This window comes from uncultured Faecalicoccus sp. (genome assembly GCF_944327125.1).
Lineage (GTDB): Bacteria > Bacillota_I > Bacilli_A > Erysipelotrichales > Erysipelotrichaceae > Faecalicoccus.
Map to the genome: position 1 here is coordinate 1 of NZ_CALVGO010000033.1, position 13472 is coordinate 13472.

General features: G+C 43.8%; 14 protein-coding genes. 1 reads left to right on the forward strand and 13 read right to left on the reverse strand.

What is annotated here, in order from left to right; translation table 11 throughout:
- Together guaA and Q0K03_RS05125 are read right to left on the reverse strand one after the other, a co-directional pair.
- Window positions 1-1532, reverse strand: a 1532-nt coding sequence (gene guaA, locus Q0K03_RS05120; protein WP_297238415.1) for a glutamine-hydrolyzing GMP synthase, incomplete at its 3' end; no start/stop codon positions are given.
- Between the two features lie 23 nt (window positions 1533-1555).
- Window positions 1556-2215: an HAD family phosphatase gene (locus Q0K03_RS05125; protein WP_297238417.1), complete on the reverse strand. Its 660-nt coding sequence runs from the start codon at window positions 2213-2215 to the stop codon at window positions 1556-1558.
- Between the two features lie 55 nt (window positions 2216-2270).
- On the opposite strand from Q0K03_RS05125, the gene Q0K03_RS05130 reads away from it, so the two are divergent.
- On the forward strand, window positions 2271-3191 hold the full coding sequence (locus Q0K03_RS05130) for a PfkB family carbohydrate kinase (RefSeq protein WP_297238419.1): 921 nt from the start codon (window positions 2271-2273) through the stop codon (window positions 3189-3191).
- Between the two features lie 38 nt (window positions 3192-3229).
- Here the strand turns inward: Q0K03_RS05130 and tsaD are convergent, their stop codons facing one another.
- The 11 genes from tsaD to Q0K03_RS05185 form a co-directional block, all read right to left on the reverse strand.
- Window positions 3230-4231, reverse strand: coding sequence for a tRNA (adenosine(37)-N6)-threonylcarbamoyltransferase complex transferase subunit TsaD (gene tsaD, locus Q0K03_RS05135; RefSeq protein ID WP_297238421.1), 1002 nt, complete (start codon window positions 4229-4231; stop codon window positions 3230-3232).
- Between the two features lie 12 nt (window positions 4232-4243).
- On the reverse strand, window positions 4244-4675 hold the full coding sequence (rimI, locus tag Q0K03_RS05140; RefSeq protein ID WP_297238423.1) for a ribosomal protein S18-alanine N-acetyltransferase: 432 nt from the start codon (window positions 4673-4675) through the stop codon (window positions 4244-4246).
- Window positions 4672-5271 carry a tRNA (adenosine(37)-N6)-threonylcarbamoyltransferase complex dimerization subunit type 1 TsaB gene (gene tsaB, locus Q0K03_RS05145; RefSeq protein WP_297238426.1) on the reverse strand — a complete coding sequence of 200 codons (600 nt, stop codon included), beginning with the start codon at window positions 5269-5271 and terminating at the stop codon, window positions 4672-4674. Before tsaB ends, rimI begins: the two co-directional genes overlap by 4 nt.
- Entirely contained in the window at window positions 5264-5716 is a 453-nt protein-coding gene (tsaE, locus tag Q0K03_RS05150; protein WP_297238428.1) for a tRNA (adenosine(37)-N6)-threonylcarbamoyltransferase complex ATPase subunit type 1 TsaE, read from the reverse strand. The genes tsaB and tsaE overlap by 8 nt, the downstream gene beginning before the upstream one ends.
- 1 nt (window position 5717) lies before the next feature.
- Window positions 5718-7058 (reverse strand): replication-associated recombination protein A, encoded by a 1341-nt coding sequence (locus Q0K03_RS05155; protein WP_297238430.1) that lies wholly within the window; start codon window positions 7056-7058, stop codon window positions 5718-5720.
- 66 nt (window positions 7059-7124) lie between these two features.
- Complete coding sequence (locus tag Q0K03_RS05160) at window positions 7125-7769, reverse strand: hypothetical protein (protein ID WP_297238432.1); 645 nt, start codon at window positions 7767-7769, stop codon at window positions 7125-7127.
- An 82-nt stretch (window positions 7770-7851) separates the two neighbouring features.
- Entirely contained in the window at window positions 7852-8694 is an 843-nt protein-coding gene (locus Q0K03_RS05165; RefSeq protein WP_297238435.1) for a patatin family protein, read from the reverse strand.
- Between the two features lie 61 nt (window positions 8695-8755).
- On the reverse strand, window positions 8756-9985 hold the full coding sequence (locus Q0K03_RS05170) for an aminotransferase class I/II-fold pyridoxal phosphate-dependent enzyme (RefSeq protein ID WP_297238437.1): 1230 nt from the start codon (window positions 9983-9985) through the stop codon (window positions 8756-8758).
- 1 nt (window position 9986) lies between these two features.
- The gene (locus tag Q0K03_RS05175; RefSeq protein WP_297238439.1) at window positions 9987-11057 is read right to left on the reverse strand and encodes a chorismate mutase; all 1071 of its coding nucleotides are present in this window, start codon (window positions 11055-11057) and stop codon (window positions 9987-9989) included.
- Between the two features lie 85 nt (window positions 11058-11142).
- Window positions 11143-11598 (reverse strand): GNAT family N-acetyltransferase, encoded by a 456-nt coding sequence (locus Q0K03_RS05180; protein WP_297238441.1) that lies wholly within the window; start codon window positions 11596-11598, stop codon window positions 11143-11145.
- Window positions 11595-13295, reverse strand: a complete 1701-nt coding sequence (locus Q0K03_RS05185) for a hypothetical protein (protein WP_297238444.1) — start codon at window positions 13293-13295, stop codon at window positions 11595-11597. Before Q0K03_RS05185 ends, Q0K03_RS05180 begins: the two co-directional genes overlap by 4 nt.
- Window positions 13296-13472: the final 177 nt, after the last annotated feature.

Below are 13472 nucleotides of genomic sequence, written 5' to 3' on the forward strand. Positions count from 1 at the left end.
GTTCCCGGAGGCTTGCTCGTCAGGTCGTAGAATACACGATTGACCCCGCGTACCTCATTGATGATTCTTGACATGACCTTGTTCAAGACCTCATAAGGGATCTCTGCCGATTCCGCTGTCATGAAGTCGATCGTATTGACTGCACGCAAAGCTACGGCATAATCATAGGTTCTTTCATCTCCCATGACACCCACCGAGCGCATATTGGTCAAGGCCGCAAAATATTGTCCAATCGTTCTGTCCAATCCGGCTTTGGCAATCTCTTCACGATAGATCGCATCGGCATCTTGCACGATACGAACTTTATCCGCGGTGACTTCTCCAATGATACGGATTCCCAGCCCTGGGCCTGGGAATGGCTGACGGAATACCAGGTTTTCTGGAATTCCTAATTCCAGTCCGGCTTTACGAACCTCGTCTTTGAACAGATCTCTTAACGGTTCAATGATCTCTTTAAAATCTACATGATCCGGCAGACCGCCAACGTTATGATGCGATTTGATCACGGCACTTTCTCCGCCTAATCCACTTTCCACAACATCCGGATAGATCGTTCCCTGTACAAGGAAATCAACAGTACCGATCTTTTTGGCTTCTTCTTCGAACACACGGATAAATTCTTCCCCAATGATCTTACGTTTTTGTTCCGGTTCTGTCACACCTTTTAATTTACTGTAGTAGCGTTCCTGGGCATTGACACGGATGAAATTCAATTCATAAGGTCCTTCCGGTCCAAAGACAGCTTCCACTTCATCGCCTTCGTTTTTACGAAGTAAACCATGATCCACAAATACACAGGTCAACTGATTTCCGATAGCTTTAGAAAGTAATACAGCCGCAACCGATGAATCGACACCGCCGCTTAAAGCACAAAGAACTTTTCCATCGCCCACTTTTTCACGAATGGCTTTGATCTGTTCATCCACGAAAGAGTCCATGCGCCAATCCCCGGAACAGCCACAGATGTTGCGCACAAAGTTATACAACATCTTTGTTCCTTCTTTGGTATGCAGCACTTCCGGGTGGAACTGGATCGCATATAAATGATCTTTCGTATTTTCGGCGGAAGCACACGGGCAGTTATCCGTATGACTGGTGATCTCAAAGCCTGGAGCGACCTGAGAGATATAGTCAAAGTGGGACATCCAACAGATCGTGTTTTTCGAAACCCCTTCAAAGATCTTGGAATCCGTTTTATCCACGATCACTTCTGTTTTTCCATATTCACGGGCATCGGCTTTTTCTACTTTTCCGCCCAGCACATGCATCATCAGCTGAGCCCCGTAACATAGACCCAATACCGGAATGCCCAATTCAAATAATTCTTTTGAATATGTCGGAGAATCCGCTTCGTAACAACTGTTCGGTCCTCCGGTCAGGATGATTCCTTTTGGATTCATCGCTTTGATTCTTTCAAGATCTGTTTTATATGAATAGATCTCACAATACACATTGCATTCTCGGACACGGCGCGCCACCAGCTGATTGTACTGGCCGCCAAAATCCAAAACGATCACTAGCTCTTTTTTCATAAATGTTCTCCTTTACCCTGACATTATACCATGGCTTTTTCTAAATAATCTATTACATCCTTTAGACTTTTACACGTTGTCTGGATATACGTTTTCATCTGTTCATCCGGTATGATTTGATCCGGAATGAATATAGAATGCATATGGGCGTCCGCAGCTGCCATGATCCCGTATTTACTGTCTTCTAAAACCAGGCAATTCTCAGGTTTTACATTCAAACGATGTGCGGTTTCCAGAAAAATATCCGGAGCCGGTTTTGAAGGAATTCCTTCTTTCGAACTGGTCAGCACTTTATAGGAGATCTTAAACCCCGCATACCGAACCATTCTTTGTATGTCTTCCACTCGGGAACTGGAAGCTATTCCATAAGGGATTTCTTTTTCATCCAGATACTCTACCAGTTCTCTTAATCCTTCTTTATTGGCCGAGCCCGGTGTTTTAAAATAATCAAAGAAATATTCCATACGATGGTTCTGACAATAAGCCATCGCTTCCATGATTCCAGGATATTCTCTTTCAAACATCTGTACTTTTCTGGAATCACAGCCAATCATGGACTCCACGATCGAATCGGGTGCCTGGATCTTATAAAGATCCAGGGCTTGGCGAAACTGTTTCTTGAACATGGATTCTGTATCAAACATCAATCCGTCCATATCAAAAATAACGGCATCAATCTTCATTGTATTTTTCCTTCCTTACCGTCTTATTATATCGAAATCATGATAAAATAAAACCATGAAAATACTATGCATCGGACAAGCGGCCTTTGATCTGACTTTTCCTATCGAAGAGCCCTTACAGGAAAACCGGAAATACGTCGTTTCCTCCCACAAGGAATGTGTAGGGGCACCGGCAACCAATGCCGCTGCTCTTTTAGCCAAATGGGGGCTTGATACTTCTTTGATCGCCAGGATCGGCAGCGATCTGTATGGAAAACGCATCTTGAACACGCTTAAAGACACAGGGTTAAACACACAATATATCCAGATCGAAGAAGGCATCTCGACCAGCCTCAGCTGTATTTTGTCCAACATTAAAACCGGAACCAGAACGATCTTAAACGATCCTCTTTTGGCTCCAGAGAGACTTTTGCCTTTTCCTGACACAAAACCAGACTATATCTTAATTGACGGAAGAGAATCTCTTACTGCCAAAACTGTTTTAGAAAAGTTCCCCGATTCCATTTCCATTATGGATGCCGGCTCTTTAAAGCCATGGACAAAAAGTCTGGCCGGTCTGGTTGACTATTTTATCTGTTCTGAAGATTTGTGCCGTTCCTATACACAACGGGAAATCGATCTAAAGGATCTTTCCGGTCTGGAAACGATCTTTCATAAACTGGAAGAGCTGACAAAAAACACCATTGTGATCACGATTGGCCAACGCGGACTCCTTTATAAAAGTCATGGACAAATCCGTCATATTCCGGCTTATCCCGCCAAAACAGTAGATTCAACCGGAGCTGGAGACATTTTCCACGGTGCCTTTGTCTATTTTTTAGCTCAAAAGATGCCTTTAATAGAAGTCTTAAAGATGGCCAGTCTAACCGCCAGCATCTCTACGGAAACCATAGGAGGAATGCCCTCGATTCCTTCCTTAGAAACCGTATACGAAAGAAAATCAAGAATCGAAGGATTCGCAAATGAAAGGGACTGATTCCCAGAATCAATCCCTTTTTATTCTTTTACTATTTTCTACTGAATCGGCCAGCTGGCATCTCCTGTTAAGGTTTCATCGGCTCTTCTTCCAGATTCATAAGCAATCGTTCCCGCAACCGCAATCATGGATGCGTTATCTGTACAACAGGACATAGGCGGAACCGTAAAAATGATTTCTGGATATTCCTTTTTCAGCTCTTCGATCTTTTCTCGCAAACGGGAATTGGCGCTGACACCGCCGCCTACGACAAAATGGCGAATTTCCGGATGATCATCCAGCGCCGTTTTGATTCTTGAAAAGATCTCCTCCAGAGCACATTCCTGGAAAGAACAAGCTAAATCATTAAGATCGTACGTTTGATTCTGCCGTTCCATTCGTTTCGTAAATTGAAGCACACTGCTTTTCAGCCCAGAAAAGCTGAAATCGTACCGGCCCTGCGTTTTTGGCTTAGCCAGTTCATAGACGGGTTTGCCTTCCTTCGCCATTTTATCGATCTTCGGACCGCCGGGATATCCCAAGCCTAATACACGTGCCACTTTATCGTAGGCTTCGCCAATCGCATCATCCTGCGTTTCTCCCAAGATCTCAAAGCTGGTTTCATCTTTCATATATACAAGTTCTGTGTTTCCCCCTGAGACCACAAGGGCCAACAGCGGAAAATGCATGTCCACCACCAGTTCATTGGCATAGATATGAGCTGCCAGATGGTGTACGGGAACCAATGGTTTATGATAGGCAAACGCCAACGTCTTGGCGGCCTGCACACCAACATGAAGACAGCCAATCAATCCCGGTCCTTTGGTCACCGCCACCGCATCCACGTCTTCCATGGTGCAATTGGCTTCTTTTAATGCGGCCTGAATGCAGTAAGAGATATTTTCTATATGAATACGGCTTGCCACTTCCGGGACAACGCCGCCAAATTCTTTATGCACATCGATCTGGCTTGCGACAATCGATGATAATACTTCTTTTTTATCTTTCACTAACGCAACTGCCGTTTCATCACAGCTGCTTTCAATTCCCAAGACAATCATATTCTTTCCTCTCTACAACGCTCCTGAAAACACGATGGCATTTTCCCCATCCGGATAATAATTTTTTGAAACATTGACTTGTACAAAGCCCAAAGATTCATAAAGTTTTATAGCGGCCAGGTTGGATTCACGAACTTCCAGGCTCATAAATTCACAGCCTTGTTCTTTGGCGATTCGCATCAATTCCTGTAAGAGTTTTTTTCCGTATCCTTTTTTTCGAAAGGCAGGATCGATGCCGATCCGTGCCAGTTGGGCGATTTCAAACGTAACCCACAAAAAGGCATAGCCCACCGCCTCTTCTTCTTTGATCCAATAAATCGTACTGAAAGGATTCTCCTTCAGCTCATAAAGACACTGTTCTATGTTCCACGGCTGTTTAAAACACTTTTTTTCCATTTCAACGATTTGGCCGATCTGTGATTCTTCGACTTTTTCAATTCTCATACTTTATAAGAATCACTTTCTTTTAAATAGTCCGGAACCAGCGCATGAATGTTTTCTACTTTTTCATAATACGGTTCCAAATCAATAAAGTTCTGTAAATAATCGACCTCACAAGCGCTGCGCCCGACCAGATCCGCATCTCCGGCAATGTCTCCCTGGTAAAGGGCAAGAAAATCCTGAAGTTCTTCCATAGTCAGGATCTTTGTCCCATCCACGATTTTTCCTTTTTCGACATGTGCTGTATACGCTCTGTGGGATCGGGCATCTAAGATCACATTGACACTTTCCCGTACACCCGCATAAAGCTGCATGGTAGAGATCGTATACAGTTCCTTGTTCATTTGTGAACAAAGCACTTTGGCAATCGTCATCGCGATCCGGATCCCTGTATAAGAGCCCGGACCCTTGGTGATCACAACGCGATCAATATCTTTATAATCCAGATTTGCCTCTTTTAACAAACGGTTCAATTCCACAAAGATCGTTTCGCTCTGTTTCTTAAAGGCCTCCAAAGAAATGCCCGCCAGCAGTTTCTGATCTTGGTAAAGACCAAGAACCAGTAACTTGTAAGAGCTGTCCATACATAAGCTAATCATGATATCCCTCCAATATCTTAGCTGACTTTTCTCCATGCGCTTCCATTGTGATGACGCGGTTTTCATCCATCCCTTCCTCAAAGGAGAGGGACAAGCGGTCTTCCGGAAGCTGATCTTCAATAAAAGAAGACCATTCGATCACCGTGATTCCTTCATCAAAACAATCTTCAAAGCCCAGATCCTGACTGGCTCCTTCCAAACGATACGCATCGATATGGTGCAAAGGTTTGCCATCTCCTTGTTTATACGATTTCAAGATCGTAAACGTTGGAGAATTGATCGTATTTTTTACCCCTAAAGCCTTTCCAAAAGCTTTGGTCCAGGTTGTTTTTCCTGCCCCCAAATCGCCATCCAATGTGATCAAAAGAGGCTGATCGACACAAAGTTTCGCAAGTTTCTGCGCAAACGCCTGTGTTTCGCTTAAAGAATGAATTTCGATTTTCATTTTATTTTCCCTTCTGTTTTCGTAATGTATGATAATTGGCCTTGATCATTTTGATCTGTGCCAATCGTTTTTGTACCTTTTGTTCCGAACCTTGGCTGGACGGATGATAGTATTCTTTTCCGATCAAAGAATCCGGAAGACAAGTCATGTCTGTCATATGAAAAGCGTAATCATGACTGTACTCATAGCCTTCACTGTATCCCAGATCTTTCATCATCCGGGTCGGCGCATTTCGAATATGCAGCGGAACCGGCTGATCCAAAGTCTTCAGCGCATCTTGTTTGACCGCATTGTAGGCCACTTCCAAAGAATTTGATTTGGGTGCCAAAGCCAGATAAACGACCGCATGCGCTAAATGGACATTGCATTCCGGCATTCCCAGAAAATGGGCCGCCTGATAAGCCGCCACCGTGATCTCCAGGGCGCGGGAATCGGCCATACCGATATCTTCACTGGCCATTCGAACCAAACGCCTGGCGACATAAAGAGGATCCTCTCCGGCTTCCAACATACGGGCAAGCCAGTATAAAGCGGCATCCACATCACTGTTTCTGACACTTTTATGCAGGGCGGAGATCACATTGTAATGTTCTTCCCCTTTTTTATCATATAAAAGCGTACGCCGCTGCAGGCACTGTTGAAGAATTTCTTTGGATACATGGATCCCTTCAAGATCACTTGGGCTGTTGTATACGACCATCTCCAAAGTATTCAGACAGATCCGGGCATCGCCTTTTCCAAAATCCGCGATCGCATCGATGGCCTCTTCCGAGATATCAATATCCAGGGTCCCTAACCCCTTCGGGGATTTTAAAGCTTTATGGATCAGTTCGATCAAATCTTCTTTTTCCAAAGAATTCAGCACAAAGACTTTGCACCTTGATAATAAGGCACTGTTGACCTCAAAGCTTGGATTTTCGGTCGTAGCCCCGATCAAGATAATGCTTCCCTTTTCCACATACGGCAAGAACGCATCCTGCTGAGCCTTGTTGAAGCGATGGATCTCATCCACAAACAAAATCGTATTCTGTCCCAGCGCTTTGCGTGTATCCGCCTGTCTCATCACTTCCTTGATTTCTTTGATCCCGGAAGTGACGGCACTGAAGTCGACAAAATAACTCTTGGTCTGATGCGCTATGATTCGTGCCAGCGTGGTTTTCCCGACACCTGGAGGGCCCCAGAAAATCATGGAGGTCACCTTATCATGTTCGATCATCGACCATAAAAGATTTCCCTGGGCAACCAGCTGTTTTTGTCCTACATAGTCTTCCAAAGTTTCCGGACGCATCCGATCGGCCAAAGGGCGAATGTCTTCTGCCTGAAATAATCCTTCTTGTTCCATAATGGTTTTATTATAGCACATAAATCCATTCAAAAAAGAAAAGGACCTTTCGGTCCCTGACAAAATCTAATTCAGCTGTCCGTCTGTGATCTTATACTCTCCTTCGTCGTTTTCCACTTCAAAGTGTCCTGAATAAGCAGCTTCCGGAGCTTCTGCGTATACTTTTTCTATCGTATCAAAGAGATAGCCGCTGACATCCTTTAGAATCAGTTCCATAGCGGCATCTTCGCCTTCGTTCTGGTAAACTTCCTGGATCTTGGCCATATTATCATTCGCATATTGCTCCATATAATCGTTGGCTTCCGTTTGAACAGAGGAAAGATCCAAATTCGAATAGTCTTTGGATACGACATCCACGTTAACGATAAACTTCTCGTCTTCTTTTTCCACGCCTTTGATCTCATAGGAGGCAATCAGGCTTTTCATTACATTGGTCATGAAATCCTTGGCTTCGCTTTCAAAAGTCTCCCCGTAATCATACACTTCCAACAAGCTTTCCAGATAGTCTTCAGCCTGTTCGATATCCAGCGGATCCGAATAAGAATCAGAGACAAATTCCGAAGCTTCTTCCCATTTTCCAGCACGCAAGGCATCAAAATATCCCGCCACGGCATCTTCCGCCATTTTTGATTCATCCGCCTTATTATTAGCACAGGCAGAGCTGCCGAGCACCAGGAAAAATGCCAGGCATAAAGATAATAGTTTTTTCATAGTTTTCCTCTCCTTATTTATCTTTATTCTACCATAAATATACGCTTTAGAAGAGCTAACTATCTAAATTTTATGTACACGTCTACTCCTTTAGAAACGATACGATCTTCTGGGCCTGTTTATACCCTTGAACATACAAAGCTTCCAGCTGTTCTTTGTCTTTGGTCAGCGTCTTCATATGGCCAATCGATTCCGGCGCCAGGATACAAACTTTTCCCTGAGCTTCTCCTTCTTTGGCTTTTTTTACCTGTTCGTTATAGATCTGGGCCCGAAGCTCCAATTTTCTGGCCGCCTGCGGATAAGAATGTGTCAGCACTTTGGCCGGCAAGACATCTTTTTTGGGATCCCGGATCAAATCTCTGGGCTTTGTCAAAATCACGACCAAACGTTCCACCCCATGATCCCACGCTCTTTGAATCGGGATAGGATCGCTCAAGCCTCCATCAAAATAGAAATCATTTTCAATTGGATAGGGAGCACAAATCACCGGAATACAGCTGCTTGCCTTTAAGATATCATAATGATCCAACGGCATCTTTTTTCCATTGAAATACACCGGTTCTCCTGTTTTGGCATTTGTACTGACTACCTCAAATTTCATGGGATTTTGCACAAATGCTTCATAATTCATCGGATCTTCTCCACCAGAGTTTGCCAAGGTTCCATAGATATAATCCAGATCCATATATTTTTTCTTTTTTATTAAATTGGAAAACGACATATATTCTTTACGCATCGCATAATCCAGATAAAAACGTTTGTTTCGTCCTTTTTGCCCTGCCAGAAAAGTGGCGATATTCCCGCTCCCGGCCGAAACGCCGATCCCATAATCAAACGAAATTCCCAAATCCAGACATCCATCAAAGATCCCGGCGCCAAAAATATCGCGCAAGCCACCGCCTACATCAATGATTCCTGTTTTCATACTCTATATTATATGCGAAAAAAAGAGATAGACAAAATTAAATTTTTGTCTATCTCGCGTTTTACTCTACCGTATCGAGAATTTCTTTCATCTTTTTGGCCAGTCCCTTGATCTTTTCAACCGATAAGGAGCATACGGCCACACGGATTCCCAGATTGACTTTGACCGTATAAATATGATGAGCCATCAAAGCTTCATGGTAACGATCTCGGGTATCGTTATCCATCGCCAAGGTCACAAAGAAACCTTCTTTATACGGATAATGTTTCAAGCCGACCTCATTGGCCTCTTTCACAAACAGGGAACTGCGTTCTTTTAACAGATCCACATATTCCATGCGTTCTTTATCGTATTCATCCAGATGATGATCCAATACATCGACAAAGGCTGCCATGGCGCCATTATTGATATTGGACCAGGTAGCTCGGGCATCTTTTTCAAAGACCGTTTTAAGCTCCTGTACGATTTCCTGATTTTTTGCCATGATAATGGCCGCCCCGCAGCGAAGGCCATAGCTTGTCATGGATTTACTCAAACTAAATGCCACGACCACAGCGATTTTATCTGAAATCCGATCAAAGACCGAGAAATATTTTTTCGCATCTTTTTGACCGTATGCATAATCAATATACGCAATATCGTTTAACAGGACGACTGGATGCGTTTTTGAACATGCATTCAAAAAGGACACGACTTCTTCCCACTCTTCCATCGTCATGGAATAGCCGGTTGGATTGTGACAAGGGTCATTGATCACAGCCACCAGTTTGTTCTGTGAAGCCATCACCTTCTGACACGCTTTCTTAAACGAAGAGAGGTTAAAATGGTCCTCTTCAAACAGGGAATACTTCACAACGTTTAAGTTGTTCATCTGCGCCATCAGATTATAACTTCCCCATGCGATCTCCGGCAAGATCACACTTTGTCCTTCATCCAGGCATTCCTGGATCGTCATGGCTACCGCTCCGGTTCCACCCGGAGTGGCGATGATCTCATGAGGCAGATGACTGTTGCCGTTCAAGACCCACTGATAAACGCGGTCTTTAAAATCTTCATTGCCGGTAAAACTGGCGGCATAGGCTGCCAAAACCTTGTTATCCAAACTTTTCAGCGAAGAAAACATACTTTCCAAGGCAACCAGATTCCCCTGTTCATCGTATAAGGATCCAATCGTCGCATCCACAACGTTTTCTTCTCCCACTTTCAGCTTATCTTCCTTGGCCTTTTTTACGATCGTAAAGACCGTATCCACAATTGGCTGGGTATTAACACTTTCCTTCACAAAACTCATCTTATTGACCTCCTAACGAATATGTTCCTAAACTTTTTAAACTTTCACAATTTTCCTTCATCTCCTGGATGCACGCTTCCACCCGAGAAGCATCGCCGTCCATTTCGATAAAAAAGAAATATTCAAACGGTTTGCCCTTGATCGGCCGGGACTGAATGCTTTCCATATTGATCTTATGACGGGCAATGACTTCGATGATCTTTGCCAGCGAACCGCTGGTATGCTTTGTCGTCAAAACCACGCTGGAACGATGTCCGGTTTCTTTAGGCTGCAGCCCAATCACGATAAACCGCGTCGTATTTTCGGTATTTGCCTCGATCTGCGTGGCCAGTATATCCAATCCATACAGCTCTGCGTTTTCCCTGGCCCCGATCGCCGCCTTGGTTTTGTCGTTTTCGCTGGCCACATATTGAGCGGCCATAGCGGTATTGGGATAACTCACCGTTTGAACGCCCATCTGCTTCAAAAATTCCTTGGCCTGCCATAAAGCCTGGTCCTTTGAGTAGACCCATTCAATATCTTTTAAAGTCGCTCCCGGCACTCCTAAAAGACACTGTTCCACCTTCAAATCATAAATGGCCTGAATATAAACCGGATATTCCAACAAGGCATCCAGCACTTCTCCCACCAGACCCGAATTGGTATTCTCAAAAGGGATCACCCCATACTGGGCTCGTTTCTCGACGACCGCCTTAAAAACTTCATCAAAATTTTTCGTATTCAATTTGCGATCGTTGGGAAACAGTTTCTGGGAAGCGATTTGACTGAAGGCTCCCTGTACACCGGCATAGGCAATCACATCCTGACTCAGTAACGTTCGCTGATAATCCTTTGAATTATTCATCAGCTTCTGCAGAAAATCTTTATAAAACTCCTGATACTGCGGATCCTGTATCCGTTTCGCATTGATTTCGATCACACTCTTTTCGCGTACCGGATCAAAAACAGGCAGCCCATGTTCCTTCTTGTAAAGGAGCACATCTTTGACTGCATCCATTCTTTTTTCATACAAAGATGCCATTTCTTCATCGATCGCATCGATTTGTTTTCTTGCCTTTTCCAATAAGTTCATAGAACCATTTTATCATATTTTACCAAATTGAGCTGTAATTCTTTAACCCCAAAAAGAAAAGCCTGGACTCACCAGGCCGTTCATTCTATTCTTTTGTCATCCGCTGCATATAGAGGACCGGATAAGGATTTCCCTGATCGTCAAAAGCATTTCTTTGATACACTTGAAATCCCATATGCTCGTAAAATCCTCTTGCCTGCGGATTGTCTTCGTTGACCGCAAGATCATTGACCCCATAGTTTTCCATCCCATGACGCAAGAGCCGTTTTCCTATGCCTTTTCCTCTCTGACTGTTTTTGATAAACAACATTTCAAGCTTGTTTTCTTCCGTTCCCATAAAGCCGGCAAGTTCTCCAGATTCATCCAGTTCAACGATCAAATGCGATACGCCGTATAAGGCTTCCGGTACATATTCCTTGATTTGTTCGATCTCTTCCTCGGATAAAAAACGATGTGACGCTCTAACAGAGTCTTCCCATACTTTCAACAGATCCTGGATCCATTTTTCGGTTCGTTCTTCTTTTTTGATTTCCTTTATCATTTTCCGTCTTCTTCCTGACCCGTTTTGGCAGGAAGCTGGATCTCCTGAATCAGGCGAACCCCTTCAGAAGGCACATACGAAACCGTTAGGACATCCCCAGCCTTTAAGAAGGCCACTGTATCTTCGTTTTTGGATGTCAATGTGATCTTATATCGATTTTGATCGGTATCCGTGATAAAACACTTCGTTGCGTTTTCCACCGCAAGCATTTGAATGCGCTCAATGGTGATCTCTTTTGTTTCCAGATCCTTTTTGTCGACCTTTCCCTGTCCTTCCAGGGCGATAAACTTCTTCTTTAGATTTTCAAAGCCTTCATCGGACGAGATCGTCGCCACTTTTTGATAATCAGAGGCATCGACCATGGCATACATTTTGATCAGTCCGCTGTCATCTTTCAAGGCCATCATATAGACAGGATGCCCATTCACATTCACAAGCAGCGGGAAAGTAGATGTATAGCCATAGTTTTTGACTTCTCCTTCCGCTGAAGACATGGCACTGGACTCGTTGGCTCCCGGAGAGGCAATCTTCATCGCATCGTGCGTTCTTAGATTGACAAGCACAAACCCCAGGTTGCTGGAGTCTTTATTGGCAGACGTGATCCCGGAATAAATATAAATATCGCCATCCTGCTCCAGATAGTTATAGCCTTCACTGGTGTACGTTACATTTTTCTGCCCAATGATCGAGTTGATAAAGCCATTCTGCAGCGAACCGTTTTGATCCACCTGTTCCGTAACCAGGGATTCGGGATAAATACGGTCCACCCATTTTGGCGCATCCAGCACATCATCGTATTTCGTGGATTCTCCGGTGATCGGATCAAACAAGACAACCCCGGAAACACTCTTACGGCTTTCAAAAGCGGCATAATCATAAGTTGTACAGATATACCATGGATGTCCTTCTTCATCGATCTCAAAAGAAGGGGCTCCAAAGATCGTTGTCGGGTACTGCATCTGCAGCTTACGGTACAGATCGTGATTAAAATAACCGGAAGGTACATACTTCATTCCCTCCAGGCCCAGATCTTCCAGCTTGACAAGTTCTGCCTCCCCGGTCACAGAATTGACCAGGATATATGCCGGAATTCCTTCTTTATAGTTGCCCATAAACTTAAAGAAACCCGCATACTCCAATGGTGTAACGCGATAAACGCTGTCTTTATAAGAAATCTGCGTGTATTCCTCACTGACTTCAAACTGACTGACAAGCTCTGGCATTTCCCCCATGACACGGTCTCCCAGCACGATCGTAGAATCTCGGTCAATGATCGGTGTCTTGGTGAAATCCACTTCCTTGACCTTGTCAAAGTCCACATTTTTGATTTCGATACGATTCGCAAACGATTTGGCCATAAACACAGGACTGCATATGATCATGGAGCCGGCGACCCATAACACACTGGCGATCAAAACTCCTTTGAATAACGTCCATAACACCGGTTTTTTCTCTGTATAGACACTTTGACTTTTCTCAAAGAAAAGCGAAAGGATCCATAAAAGAACAAAGCTGTAGACAACATACGAAAAGAAGGTTGCCGTTTTCACATTCAGCACCGGATGATAAAAATAGTAAAAGATGCATCCTCCCAGGATCCATACGATCAAAAAAAGGATCTTCGTTTTTAAGCGCAGAGGATGGGGCATTTTGTGACCCCAGTCAAAATTAAAATTCATATTAAAATTCTTTTTCATAGACAACTCCTGATTTTGGTTTATTGTATCACGAGCCGCATTAGGATGCCATTAATAAAGAGATCTCCATACAAAATGAAGATCTCCATTACATTATTCGGCGTTGCTGGCAGCAACTTTTACTTTACTGAAAAGCTCTGCAATGATTGTACGAGTTTGTTCATCATACTTGAACAC

Excerpts from the sequence above, each read along its gene's own strand:
- tsaD (WP_297238421.1), bottom strand. The coding sequence starts at position 4,231 with ATGATTGTCTTGGGAATTGAAAGCAGCTGTGATGAAACGGCAGTTGCG.
- Q0K03_RS05160 (WP_297238432.1), bottom strand. The coding sequence starts at position 7,769 with ATGAAAAAACTATTATCTTTATGCCTGGCATTTTTCCTGGTGCTCGGC.
- Q0K03_RS05155 (WP_297238430.1), bottom strand. The coding sequence starts at position 7,058 with ATGGAACAAGAAGGATTATTTCAGGCAGAAGACATTCGCCCTTTGGCC.
- Q0K03_RS05170 (WP_297238437.1), bottom strand. The coding sequence starts at position 9,985 with ATGAGTTTTGTGAAGGAAAGTGTTAATACCCAGCCAATTGTGGATACG.
- Q0K03_RS05130 (WP_297238419.1), top strand. The coding sequence starts at position 2,271 with ATGAAAATACTATGCATCGGACAAGCGGCCTTTGATCTGACTTTTCCT.
- Q0K03_RS05185 (WP_297238444.1), bottom strand. The coding sequence starts at position 13,295 with ATGAAAAAGAATTTTAATATGAATTTTAATTTTGACTGGGGTCACAAA.
- rimI (WP_297238423.1), bottom strand. The coding sequence starts at position 4,675 with ATGAGAATTGAAAAAGTCGAAGAATCACAGATCGGCCAAATCGTTGAA.
- Q0K03_RS05125 (WP_297238417.1), bottom strand. The coding sequence starts at position 2,215 with ATGAAGATTGATGCCGTTATTTTTGATATGGACGGATTGATGTTTGAT.
- tsaE (WP_297238428.1), bottom strand. The coding sequence starts at position 5,716 with ATGAAAATCGAAATTCATTCTTTAAGCGAAACACAGGCGTTTGCGCAG.
- Q0K03_RS05180 (WP_297238441.1), bottom strand. The coding sequence starts at position 11,598 with ATGATAAAGGAAATCAAAAAAGAAGAACGAACCGAAAAATGGATCCAG.
- Q0K03_RS05175 (WP_297238439.1), bottom strand. The coding sequence starts at position 11,057 with ATGAACTTATTGGAAAAGGCAAGAAAACAAATCGATGCGATCGATGAA.
- Q0K03_RS05165 (WP_297238435.1), bottom strand. The coding sequence starts at position 8,694 with ATGAAAACAGGAATCATTGATGTAGGCGGTGGCTTGCGCGATATTTTT.
- tsaB (WP_297238426.1), bottom strand. The coding sequence starts at position 5,271 with ATGATTAGCTTATGTATGGACAGCTCTTACAAGTTACTGGTTCTTGGT.